The sequence below is a fragment of the Flavobacterium sp. genome (assembly GCF_036405015.1).
Lineage (GTDB): Bacteria > Bacteroidota > Bacteroidia > Flavobacteriales > Flavobacteriaceae > Flavobacterium.
Genome location: NZ_DASWYK010000114.1, coordinates 1 through 11,656 on the forward strand (window position 1 = coordinate 1; position 11,656 = coordinate 11,656).

10 protein-coding genes are annotated in these 11,656 nt (G+C 33.1%); 4 read left to right on the plus strand and 6 right to left on the minus strand.

The features are described 5' to 3' along the window. Positions 1 to 13 precede the first annotated feature (13 nt). Positions 14 to 262, minus strand: coding sequence for a hypothetical protein (locus tag VGE71_RS08670; protein ID WP_331137966.1), 249 nt, complete (start codon positions 260 to 262; stop codon positions 14 to 16). 89 nt (positions 263 to 351) lie between these two features. Here VGE71_RS08670 and VGE71_RS08675 point away from each other — a divergent pair, with 89 nt between their 5' ends. From VGE71_RS08675 to VGE71_RS08690, 4 genes are all read left to right on the plus strand, one after another. Further along, positions 352 to 1,074 carry a S24 family peptidase gene (locus VGE71_RS08675; RefSeq protein WP_331137967.1) on the plus strand — a complete coding sequence of 241 codons (723 nt, stop codon included), beginning with the start codon at positions 352 to 354 and terminating at the stop codon, positions 1,072 to 1,074. A 42-nt stretch (positions 1,075 to 1,116) separates the two neighbouring features. Further along, a complete protein-coding gene (locus VGE71_RS08680; RefSeq protein WP_331137968.1) occupies positions 1,117 to 2,646 on the plus strand; it encodes a SulP family inorganic anion transporter in 1,530 nt (509 codons plus the stop codon). 210 nt (positions 2,647 to 2,856) lie between these two features. Continuing rightward, complete coding sequence (locus VGE71_RS08685) at positions 2,857 to 3,765, plus strand: helix-turn-helix transcriptional regulator (protein WP_331137969.1); 909 nt, start codon at positions 2,857 to 2,859, stop codon at positions 3,763 to 3,765. Between the two features lie 92 nt (positions 3,766 to 3,857). Next, the gene (locus tag VGE71_RS08690) at positions 3,858 to 4,697 is read left to right on the plus strand and encodes an oxidoreductase (protein WP_331137970.1); all 840 of its coding nucleotides are present in this window, start codon (positions 3,858 to 3,860) and stop codon (positions 4,695 to 4,697) included. Between the two features lie 317 nt (positions 4,698 to 5,014). Here the strand turns inward: VGE71_RS08690 and VGE71_RS08695 are convergent, their stop codons facing one another. From VGE71_RS08695 to secG, 5 genes are all read right to left on the minus strand, one after another. After that, positions 5,015 to 7,375 carry a hypothetical protein gene (locus VGE71_RS08695; protein ID WP_331137971.1) on the minus strand — a complete coding sequence of 787 codons (2,361 nt, stop codon included), beginning with the start codon at positions 7,373 to 7,375 and terminating at the stop codon, positions 5,015 to 5,017. A 267-nt stretch (positions 7,376 to 7,642) separates the two neighbouring features. Beyond that, on the minus strand, positions 7,643 to 8,842 hold the full coding sequence (locus VGE71_RS08700; RefSeq protein WP_331137972.1) for an ectonucleotide pyrophosphatase/phosphodiesterase: 1,200 nt from the start codon (positions 8,840 to 8,842) through the stop codon (positions 7,643 to 7,645). Positions 8,843 to 9,161: 319 nt separating this feature from the next. After that, on the minus strand, positions 9,162 to 10,793 hold the full coding sequence (groL, locus tag VGE71_RS08705) for a chaperonin GroEL (RefSeq protein WP_331137973.1): 1,632 nt from the start codon (positions 10,791 to 10,793) through the stop codon (positions 9,162 to 9,164). Between the two features lie 84 nt (positions 10,794 to 10,877). Continuing rightward, positions 10,878 to 11,156 carry a co-chaperone GroES gene (locus tag VGE71_RS08710; protein ID WP_144215271.1) on the minus strand — a complete coding sequence of 93 codons (279 nt, stop codon included), beginning with the start codon at positions 11,154 to 11,156 and terminating at the stop codon, positions 10,878 to 10,880. 143 nt (positions 11,157 to 11,299) lie between these two features. Then, the gene (gene secG / locus VGE71_RS08715; protein WP_144215270.1) at positions 11,300 to 11,641 is read right to left on the minus strand and encodes a preprotein translocase subunit SecG; all 342 of its coding nucleotides are present in this window, start codon (positions 11,639 to 11,641) and stop codon (positions 11,300 to 11,302) included. Between the last annotated feature and the right edge of the window lie 15 nt (positions 11,642 to 11,656).

An 11,656-nucleotide genomic window follows, 5' to 3' on the forward strand; every position in this document is an offset into this window, starting at 1 on the left:
CTATTTGTTTTTTCTAATTATTAGTAATTGCTTTTTTAGAATCTGAATCAATATTTTTTTTTAAAAGATTCGTAATTATTTCCTGAAAAGCTTTATCAAGTTCTTTGTAATCATTTTTTATCCTGTCGGCAGTAATACTCAAATTGTGTCCGCTTAAACATTGCCGAACATAAACAGTAGTAAGTCCGTATTTCTCTACCAACGCTTTTATTATTCGCTGGTCGTAAGTATACTTCCTGTTTTTTTTCGTTTCTTTGCTCATTTTCACTTTTTGTTTCTTATTGCAAATGCAAAGATATAACCTATTTTCTATTTTGCAAGAAAATTACTAGAATATTTTCTATTTGTTTTATGAAGGCGATTGAACGTTTATATGAATATCTTGAATTTAAAGGCATCAGGGTAACTCCTTTTGAAGTTAAAGCTGGGCTTTCAAATGGGTATTTGGGTAAGCAATTTAAAAGGAAGGCAGATTTAGGAGAGACTATTTTACTTAAAATACTAGAAAATTGTCAGGATTTAAATCCTGTTTGGCTATTAATGGGAGATGGTTCTATGATAAAAACTCATTTTTCTCAAGAAAGTAAAGTCGAAATAGAACAATATGTTACGAATAATTTCTCCTTGAAAACGGATAAAACCAAAAACAGGCAAGTTATTCCTCTATTTGATATTCAAGAAACAACTTCTGTCGCAGCTCTATTTCGAAATCAGGAACAACTAGAACCCGTCGATTATATGGCGATTCCTAATCTGCCAAAATGCGATGGAGCAATTTCTGTAAGCGGAGATAGTATGTATCCTTTAATAAAATCAGGAGATGTTGTATTGTATAAAAAGGTCAAAAATAATATCGATATGATCTTTTGGGGAGAAATGTATCTGGTGTCGATTTTAGATGAAGACGGCGATGAGTTTAACATGATTCGCTGGATTCAAAAATCAGAACAAGGAAATGAATATCTCAAATTGGTAAGTGAAAATGAAAAACACGAGCCTAAAGATTTGCCTATTCATTCTATTAACGGTTTGGCTCTTATTAAGGCTTCGCTTCGTGTAAATTCGATGTCTTAAATGTAATAAAGTTTTGGGCATTATTTTCTACATTTGTGCCCTATGAAAAAAGCTTTCCAACTCTTCGATTTTAGTCAAAAAATCAATTACAAAAACGAAATTTTAGCCGGTTTGACTGTGGCTATGACCATGATTCCAGAATCGCTATCATTTGCAATTCTTGCCGGATTTCCACCATTGGTAGGATTGTATGCTGCCTTTATTGCCGGATTGGTAACCGCCATTTTTGGAGGAAGACCCGGAATGATTTCTGGCGGAGCAGGAGCAACAGTGATTGTGTTAATTGCTCTAATGAAATCGCACGGAATAGAATATGTTTTTGCAGCCGTTGCCCTTGGAGGTATCGTACAAATCTGTATCGGACTTTTTAAACTCGGAAAGTTTATTCGCTTGGTTCCGCAACCTGTAATGTTTGGTTTTGTAAACGGTTTAGCGGTCGTAATTTTTATGTCGCAGTTAGAGCAATTTAAAACTGTCGTAAACGGTCAGGTTTCGTGGCTTCAGGGAACTCCATTATATATTATGGCAGGTTTGGTGGTTTTAACGATTGCAATTGTTTTGCTTTTTCCGAAGATTACAAAAGCAGTTCCTGCTTCTTTGGTTGCCATTATGGTTGTTTTTGCATTGGTAATCGTTTTTAATATCGAAACCAAAACGGTAGAAGATATCGCATCTGTACAAGGCGGATTTCCTCCGTTTCATATTCCGAATATTCCGTTTTCTTTTGAGACTTTAAAAGTCATCTTTCCGTATTCAGTTATTGTGGCTGCGGTCGGTTTAACCGAAGGTTTGTTGACACTGAATTTAGTTGATGAGATTACAGGAACAAGAGGAAATAGTAATAGAGAATGTATTGCACAAGGAAGTTCGAATATTTTAAACGGTTTTTTCTACGGAATGGGAGGTTGTCCTATGATTGCACAAACGTTGGTTAATCTTGGTGCAGGTTCAAGAGCGAGACTTTCAGGGATTATTGCCGCTTTGACTATTTTAATTATTATTCTTTTTGGAGCACCTGTAATTGGAAAATTGCCAATGGCAGCTTTGGTTGGTGTCATGATGATGGTGGCCGTTACTACTTTTGAATGGGCAAGTTTTAGAATCATTAATAAAATGCCACGACATGATATTTTTGTTGGAATTCTAGTTGCTGTAATTACCATTGTATTGCATAATCTGGCTTTGGCGGTTTTAATTGGAGTAATTATTTCAGCTTTGGTTTTTGCCTGGGAAAGTGCCAAAAGAATCCGTGCACGTCATTATATTGATGAAAATGGTGTAAAACATTATGAAATTTATGGACCATTATTTTTTGGATCTGTAACGGCTTTTATCGAAAAATTTGATATTCAAAACGATCCAAATCATATCATCATTGATTTTAAAGAAAGTCGTGTTTCAGACATGTCAGCCATTGAAGCTTTAAACAATTTGACGAAAAAATACAATCAGGTAAATAAAGTAGTTGAACTAAAACATTTAAGTGAAGACTGCAGACAATTACTAAAAAATGCCGATGCAGTTATTAAAGTCAATGTGATTGAAGATCCTACATATAAAGTGGTTTCTTAATAATTGTGAATTGTAAATTATTAATTGTGAATTAATTCAGGCCGATTTTATATCGCATTTCTAAACCCGACAGGTTTTTAAAACCTGTCGGGTTTATTGTATGCGACAACTTTGTCAAAGTTCAAAACTTTGACAAAGTTTTCCGTAGTTTATGAAGCCCTTTTTTCTAATCATCTAATTTAAATAATTTGATTTTTATAACTTTGTAAAATGAAGCTAACAGAAACATTAGAAGATTTTTATACAGTTAAAATCAAAGGAATGCCCGAGAATCTGAAAAAAGAAATCGGACATTTTAATGTTTTTAAACTGGATGAATACGTTGGAAGTACTTGCAGTCCATTGCCTTATACTAGAAAAGACTTTTATAAGATAAGTTTAATTGTCGGAAAAAATAAAGTCCATTATGCCGATAAAGTTGTAACGATTGAAGATCAGGCTTTGTTCTTTGCAAATCCGCAGATTCCCTATAGCTGGGAACATATTGATGAAAGTCAAACGGGATTTTTCTGCATTTTTACAGACGCATTTTTCAGTCAGTTTGGGAATTTAAAAGAATATCCTTTGTTTCAACCAGGAGGAAATCCTGTAGTTCCTGTTTCTGCAGCATTAGCAGAATCTCTCAACACAGTTTATTTAAAAATGTTGGAAGAAATCAATTCTGATTATGCTTTTAAATATGATGTACTTCGAAATCTGGTTTTCGAAATTATTCATATTGCGCTTAAAACACAAACTGTAACTGCTTCATTATACAGTAAATCAAACGCTACAATTCGAGTTTCTTCTTTGTTTTTAGAATTGTTGGAGCGACAATTTCCTGTTGAATCCATTTCGCAACAGATTAATTTCCGTTCACCTTCAGAATATTCAAATCAATTGAATGTGCATGTCAACCATCTCAATAAAGCTTTAAAAGAAACCACAGGAAAAACCACTTCTCAGATTATTTCAGAAAGGATTGTTCAGGAAGCCATGATTCTTTTAAAACAAACCAATTGGAATATCAATGAAATTGCGTGGTGTTTAGGCTTTGAGGAATTGTCTCATTTTATTAATTTCTTCAAAAAAAATGTTCAGGTTTCGCCCAAAAACTATCGATTAGCAGAAATTGATTGATTTTTGTAACTTCTTGCTTGATTGCTTTAATTTTTAAGAAGCACTTCGCCAATACCTTTGTCCTGTAATTATAAACGTAAAAATTTAAAATCATGGGAAATAACAAAGTTTGGTTTATCACAGGTGCTTCAAAAGGACTTGGATTAGAATTAGCTAAAAAACTTTTAGCAGAAGGTTTTAAAGTTGCAGCAACATCAAGAAATGAGGCTTCTTTAATTGCAGTATTAGGAAATACATCAGAAAGTTTTCTTCCTCTTGAAATGGATTTGGTAGATGAAAAAAGTGTAAAAACAGCTATTGATAAAACCTTAAATCATTTTAAAACAATTGATGTTTTAGTCAATAACGCAGGTTACGGATTGTTGGGAGCTTTAGAAGAACTAACCGATGCAGAAGCCAGAAAAAACTTCGAAGTAAATGTTTTCGGATTATTGAATGTAATCAGACATACTATGCCGATTCTTCGCACGAATCAATCAGGACATATTTTTAATATTTCTTCTGTTGGAGGATATTATGGAGAATTTCCAGGTTGGGGAATTTATTGCTCAACCAAATTTGCGGTTGCAGGTTTAACAGAATCTTTAGCAGCAGAAATAAGACCTTTCGGAGTTCATGCTACAATAGTTTATCCGGGTTATTTCAGAACCGATTTTTTGAAAGACAGTTCGCTTTTATTGCCAGAAAATCCAATCGCGGAATATAAAGAAGTAAGACAATCTCAAAGTGCGCACAAAGAGGATATCAACGAAAATCAGCCGGGAGATCCAGTGAAATTGGCAGAAGCTTTAATTAAAGCTAGCGAAGATCAAAATCCGCCTTTGCATTTATTTTTAGGTGAAGATGCTTTTAATATGGCGAATCAGAAAATTGCAAGCGTTCAAGCGGAATTGGAGCAATGGAAATTGGTTTCTGTATCAACTAGTTTTTAATTAGAGGATTTAATGAAATATGTTTCCTTTAAACCCGACAGGTTTTCAAAACCTGTCGGGTTTATTGTACGTGGCAATTTTGAAGGAGTTTTTAATATTAATGAAAGCCTTTTTTGTCACTGTCTAATTGCCATAAACATTTTATTAAATTGCCTCCAGATTTATCTGGAGGAATAAAATGCATGATGATAAAAAGGCTTTAGCCGAACTGTAGAGTTTGGTTAAAGCCTTTTTCTATGGATTTGGAAAACCTCCAGCTAAAGCAGGAGGCAATTGAATTTTATATAATTAAATAAATTACCAAATTGACACATTTTCTAATTGTTTACTCCAATGGGGACTTTTTTAAATTCAGAAATTAATTGTCCGTCATTAGTAAAACCTTCAATAGCAATTTGTATTTCTCTTTGTTGATTCTTTGGAATTTTAATTTGATAGTCTAAATGATCGTTTAGCTCGATGTTTGGAAACCAGCCCAATGTACTGAAATAATTAAACTCATCCTGGTTTTCAAATGGTGGAGTTTTGTAAGTAAAGTTTCTTGCAAAGCCTTTTGTAACGATTAGTGTTGTAAATTTTACTTTGAAATAATCATTTTTTTGACCGGTTTTCATAAAAATTTTAATTGTTCCGTGTCCTGTGCCTGAAGTATCAGAGCTTCCAGTCTGATCAATATAAATTTCATCTATTTGATCTAATGTAAGATTGAAAAGTTGATTGAAATCGAAGAGTAAAAAATTGTCAATATATACATTTGGAGAACTTGCCGATTCGCCTAGGTAGGAACCTCTTCGTTCTTTTATATATACACTGAAATCGGATTGATTGATGCCTGTATTATAGCCATTTGAAGAAAGAAAATTCAATACGGTTCCGTATTCTTTTCCGTCAAATTTAAATGCTCTCGCCATAGGACTCATGTCATCTTTGTGAGTAAAAACTTCTTTTTTAAAAGTGTTTTTTATTGCAACTTCTTTTAATTCGGTTGTCTCTGTTTTATGAGGTTGAAAATTAAAAATATTGTCAACGCTTTTTGTTGCAGGACAAAATGTTTTTTCAAATGATGGTCCCAAAACAAATCGAGGTTCATTTCGGGCAATTCGTGCTTCTATTTTTGTGCTTAAAGTAGTGTTTTTTTCATTGGACATCTGCAAAGCTAAAACAGTCGAATCTTGAACAAAAAAATGTTCAAATTTAAAATCATTATTCTGATCGATAGTGGTTTGGTCAAATAAATTGTTTTTTAATGCAACAAGTGAAATTTTATTTTTAGAATCCGGTTTAAGTTCTTTCTCTACTTTTCCATTTATGGTAACTCCTTTTTCAAATTCAAAACTAATTTTTGGTGGTCCTGATTTAATATTTTCCCACAAGTATTTTCCTTTATTTTGATTGAGTAATAATAGCTCTATATCTTGTCTTCGGGTTTTATTTTCTGGATCAAAATAAAAATAAGTATTCGTTTCCGGTTTCTCTAAATAGGCATTTAAGTAAAAAGTGCCCAAAATTGTTTTCTTTTGATTGATGCATATGCTTTTTTCAGGAAGAACGCTAATACTTAAACGTGCTTTACTAAAGTCGGTTTTTCCAGATACTATAATGCTGTCGTTAGACGTTGTTTTTGTATCTAATGTTGTAGACAGATTTTTACCTTCTTCAATATAGGTTAGTCTTTCTGTAATTTCATTTAAATCCTCATCTAATACCCTAATTGTATTTACTCCATTTGGTAAATATTTTTTGTCAAAATAAAAGGATTGGTCAGTTTTGTTGTTGTTAAAGCTAACTTCTTGTTGCATCGAATTTCCATTTTGTTGAATAAGGATAGTGAACTTTTTATTTTTATAAGTTTGAAGTCCTTTTTCGTTTGTCTTTAGAACTACAAGTAAATTGTTTCTTGCAGGATTATTAGGAGCGCTTAAAACAATTCCGGTTTCTGTAATTTTACCCAGAGGCTGCTTTATTTTTAATTTGTCATTATTTATTTCAAGGGTATATTTTTCGTTTAAATCAGGTTTTAAATAAAAGACACCATTTCCCATTTGGTTGGTGCGAAAGCGTGTGATTTCATTTGACTTTGAATCTAGAATAACACCATCTGTCTCTATTCCTGTTTTATCACAGTCTGTAATCTTAATTCCAATCAAATTAACAATATCATTTACTATAATTCCTCCTTCGGGAAATAAGTCTATTTCTGCTGTTTTCCAGTTAAATTCTTTATTCTCAAATGCGTACGGAGTGTTTTTGTCAATAATTTCAATAGTCTGATTAAAAGAATCATTTTCCTTGAAATTATTCATCCAATTGGTGTAAAAATGAAAATAGTATTTGCCAGGTTTGAATTTTTCCGTTAAATGAATTCCGCCAGAAAAAATCCCGTTTTGCGCAAAAAGCAATTGTTTCTGAATTATTTGTTCATTATTGTCGTAAACAATTAATTGAACATTTGTAGTATTACTGTTTGGGATATTGTTGTTTTTACTCAGAATGTATCCTTTGAAAGCAATGTCTTCATTGTTTATAAAAAGGTTTTTGTTGAATTGTACATGAATGATTTCCCGGTCTTGTGAAAAATAATCAGTAAGGTATTTTGTAATTTTATCTTGGTTGCTGATCGCTTGTGAAAATGATTGTAGGCAGAATAAAAAGCTAAAAAACCGAATTATTAATTTCATAAGAGTAGGGTTGGTTTAAAAGTAATTACGTAATGAAATTATAAATATAGTTGTAATATTAATCTATAATAGTTAAAACTCTTATAATGTTTTTTAGGATTAGATAGTTGGATAATAAAGCAGTTTGGTAATTTCTAATCACAAAAAATCCGACAAGTTCTTAAAACTGTCGGCTTTATTTTTTGCAAAAGAATTAAGTTTTGTTAGGCTGAGCGAAGTCAAAGTCGCGTGCCTATTATTTAATTCTCAAATTAATAAATTTTCTAATTACTTAAGTGCTGATTTTAAATCGCTTAATTTTCCATCAATTTCACCAATTTGTAAACCAAGGATATTGGCAATTAAGGGATAAATAGAAACATTCGGAAAAGTTTTAACAGTTTTGTCAATTTTAAAAGCAGGACCTTTTGCATAAAAAATGGCATGCATATCTTTCTCGTTATTGTCATAACCGTGAGTTCCACCTTTTATATGCGTACTTTCTTTGCTTACTAAGCTCCATCCTTTTTCAGCTTCGATAACAAAATCATGCACACGTGGATTTGTTCCATAATGCAATCTTTTTGGCACTTCAGAGGATTTGTAAAATTTAATATGCGGCACTTTTTTCAAAGCATTGGCGATAGAATCCTGAAAACCAGGTTTGGCCTGTAAACTCATAATTGGATTGATTACATCTTTATAACCTAACCATTCTGGTTTTAAATAATCTAAAACAGCTACTTTTTTATCATTGCTGATATTAGCCATTCCGTGATCTGAAACAATAATTAAATTGATTTGTTTTCCGATAGGTAACTGATCTAATCTTCGGGATAATTCGCCCATAATCGAGTCCATTTTGATGACAGCTTTTTTGGTTTCTGGTGAAAGAGGTCCAAAATTATGTCCTGAATGATCAGGTTCGTCGAAATATAAAGTAACCAGATGAGGTCTTTGTTTTTCTGGAAGCTGTAACCATTTCATAACGGTATCAATTCTGGCTCCGTACGGAATTTTTCCGTTATAATTTTTGAAATAGCTTGGGTTTCTTTTGTCAATATCAGAACCAGGCCAAAAGAAAGAAGCCGTTTTTACGCCCTGTTGCTCTGCTAAATTCCAGATCGGATTTCCTCCATAAAATCTAGAATCGTTTTTAGCATCGCTTGATAATGAAAAAGATTGATTTAAAGAAGAATCGTAAAAAACGTTATTAATGATTCCGTGATGATCTGGATAAAGTCCTGTTACAATCGTATAATGATTAGGGAAAGTTTTAGTAGGGTAGGAAGGTTTCATCGATTTGGCATGAACGCCTTCTTTTTCAATCTGTTTCAAATTTGGAAGATTGTATTGCTTGCCGTAGTCCCAGCGAAATCCGTCCATAGAAACTAAAACAACATAATTGTCTTTATTATTTTGAGCTTGTAAAAAAGCTGTAAGAAGTAAGAATGTAAAAGATAAAAGGTGAGTAGTGAATTTTCTCATTTTGCAATTTTAAATAGAAATACAAAGGTAGAGATAAGAGATTTTTTAAAGAAAAAGAGAATGTTAAATAAAAAAGTTTGCCACGAATTCACGAATTATTTTTTTCTAATCTTTGTGTTTAAAAATTGTTGTCATTAATTATACGAATGCTTTGTGTGAAAAAGTTTGTCACAGATTATAATTCTTTCAATCTGTGTAATCTGTGGCAAATAAAAATATACATATAGATTAGAAAAAAATAATTCGTGAATTCGTGGCTAACAAAAAAAAGCGCCAGATAAAAAAATCTGACGCTTTTAATTTTTAAGAAGAGAATGAATTACATCATTCCTGGCATTCCGCCTCCCATTGGCATTCCGCCTCCGGCATTTTCTTCTTTAATATCAATTAATGCGCATTCTGTAGTCAAGATCATTCCAGAAACAGATGCAGCGTTTTCAAGAGCTACACGAGTTACTTTTTTAGGATCGATAATTCCAGCAGTAAGCATATCTACATATTCGTCAGTTTTTGCGTTGTAACCAAAATCACCTGAACCTTCAGAAACTTTAGAAACCACAACAGAACCTTCAAGACCAGCATTTTCAACGATAGTTCTTAATGGAGCTTCAACAGCACGAGAAACGATTTGAATTCCAGTTGCCTCATCAGCGTTGTCCGCTTTTAAGTCAGCTAAAGCAATTTTAGCTCTCAATAGCGCCACACCACCACCAGCAACGATTCCTTCTTCAACAGCAGCGCGAGTTGCGTGTAAAGCGTCATCAACTCTGTCTTTTTTTTCTTTCATTTCAACTTCAGAAGCTGCACCAACGTAAAGAACTGCAACACCACCAGCTAATTTAGCTAGACGTTCTTGTAATTTTTCTTTATCGTAATCAGATGTAGTAGTTTCCATCTGACCTTTAATTTGGTTTACACGGTTTTTGATGATATCTGCTTCACCAGCACCACTTACGATAGTTGTATTGTCTTTATCGATAGAAACTCTTTTTGCGTTTCCTAACATTTCGATAGTTGTATTTTCTAGAGTATAACCTCTTTCTTCAGAAATTACAGTTCCACCAGTTAAGATAGCGATATCTTCTAACATTGCTTTTCTTCTGTCTCCGAAACCTGGAGCTTTTACAGCAGCAATTTTAAGAGCACCTCTTAATTTGTTTACTACTAATGTAGAAAGAGCTTCACCGTCAACATCTTCAGCGATAATCAATAATGGTTTTCCTGATTGTGCAACTGGCTCTAAAACTGGAAGTAATTCTTTTAAAGAAGATACTTTTTTGTCGTATAATAAAATGTAAGGAGAATCTAATTCAACTTCCATTTTCTCTGGATTTGTTACGAAGTAAGGAGAAAGATATCCTCTGTCAAACTGCATTCCTTCAACAACATCAACGAAAGTATCAGTTCCTTTAGCTTCTTCAACAGTGATAACACCTTCTTTTCCAACTTTAGCGAAAGCTGTAGCGATTAATTCACCAATAACTTCGTCATTGTTTGCTGAGATAGAAGCAATTTGCTGAATTTTATCAGAATCACTTCCAACAACTTTAGCTTGTTTTGCTAAGTCAGCCACGATAGTTTCAACAGCTTTGTCAATACCACGTTTCAAATCCATTGGATTTGCTCCTGCAGCAACGTTTTTCAAACCTTCTTTTACGATAGCTTGCGCTAATACAGTAGCCGTTGTTGTTCCGTCTCCAGCTAAATCATTGGTTTTAGAAGCAACTTCTTTCACCATTTGCGCACCCATATTTTCTAATGCGTCTTTTAATTCGATTTCTTTTGCAACAGAAACACCATCTTTAGTAACAGTTGGTCCACCAAAAGATTTCCCGATAATTACGTTACGACCTTTTGGTCCAAGAGTTACTTTTACAGCATTTGCTAATGCATCAACACCACGTTTTAAACCGTCACGTGCTTCAATATCAAATTTTATATCTTTTGCCATTTTATATTTTTGTTTAAAGTTTGATTTGTTTCAAGTTAATAAAGTCTTATTCTTAATACCTTGTTCTTGATACAATATGTTTTTTTAGATAATCGCTAAGATGTCATCTTCACGCATAATCAAATAATCAACGCCTTCTGATTTTATTACTTCTGTTCTTGCAAATTGACCATAAAGTACTGTATCACCAACTTTTACAGTCATAGTGTGATCTTTAGATCCGTTTCCTACTGCAACAACAGTTCCTTTTTGTGGTTTTTCTTTGGCAGTATCAGGAATAAAAATACCTGATGCAGTTTTAGTTTCAGCTGCAGCAGGCTCAATAAGTACGCGGTCTGAAAGCGGTTTAATGTTTAAAGCCATGATTTTATATTATTATAAGTTATACGTTTTTTTATGTTCTATAAACTTTCAGAAATTGTGCCATGCTGGTAAAACTGACATTATTTCCTAAAAAAAATGCCAGCTTTGACAGGCTGGCATTAGATTTTTATATCGAGCTAAAATTATTTAGTAGCTGGTGCTGCAGGAGCAGGAGTGTTTCCTTGTGCTGGAGCTGCAGGTGCGTTTGCAGGAGCTTCAGTTTTTTCAATGATTTTAGATTCTGTATCGCTTAAAGATCCAGAGAAACTTAAACTAGAAAGTAAAATTAACACAATTAAAACAGTAGCTAAAGTCCAAGTACTTTTATCTAAAAAGTCAGTTGTTTTTTGTACTCCACCTAACATTTGTGTTCCGCTGATAGTAGAAGACAATCCGCCTCCTTTAGGGTTTTGTACCATAATCACTACGATCAATAGAAAGCAAACTATTGTGATTAAAACTAAGAAAATTGAAAATGTGCTCATTTGTATTAATTGTTA

What these genes read in the sequence shown, in the direction of transcription:
- VGE71_RS08680 (WP_331137968.1), top strand. Translation starts at nt 1,117, where the DNA reads ATGAAAAAAGCTTTCCAACTCTTCGATTTTAGTCAAAAAATCAATTAC.
- groL (WP_331137973.1), bottom strand. Translation starts at nt 10,793, where the DNA reads ATGGCAAAAGATATAAAATTTGATATTGAAGCACGTGACGGTTTAAAA.
- VGE71_RS08675 (WP_331137967.1), top strand. Translation starts at nt 352, where the DNA reads ATGAAGGCGATTGAACGTTTATATGAATATCTTGAATTTAAAGGCATC.
- VGE71_RS08690 (WP_331137970.1), top strand. Translation starts at nt 3,858, where the DNA reads ATGGGAAATAACAAAGTTTGGTTTATCACAGGTGCTTCAAAAGGACTT.
- VGE71_RS08710 (WP_144215271.1), bottom strand. Translation starts at nt 11,156, where the DNA reads ATGGCTTTAAACATTAAACCGCTTTCAGACCGCGTACTTATTGAGCCT.
- VGE71_RS08670 (WP_331137966.1), bottom strand. Translation starts at nt 262, where the DNA reads ATGAGCAAAGAAACGAAAAAAAACAGGAAGTATACTTACGACCAGCGA.
- VGE71_RS08695 (WP_331137971.1), bottom strand. Translation starts at nt 7,375, where the DNA reads ATGAAATTAATAATTCGGTTTTTTAGCTTTTTATTCTGCCTACAATCA.
- VGE71_RS08685 (WP_331137969.1), top strand. Translation starts at nt 2,857, where the DNA reads ATGAAGCTAACAGAAACATTAGAAGATTTTTATACAGTTAAAATCAAA.
- secG (WP_144215270.1), bottom strand. Translation starts at nt 11,641, where the DNA reads ATGAGCACATTTTCAATTTTCTTAGTTTTAATCACAATAGTTTGCTTT.
- VGE71_RS08700 (WP_331137972.1), bottom strand. Translation starts at nt 8,842, where the DNA reads ATGAGAAAATTCACTACTCACCTTTTATCTTTTACATTCTTACTTCTT.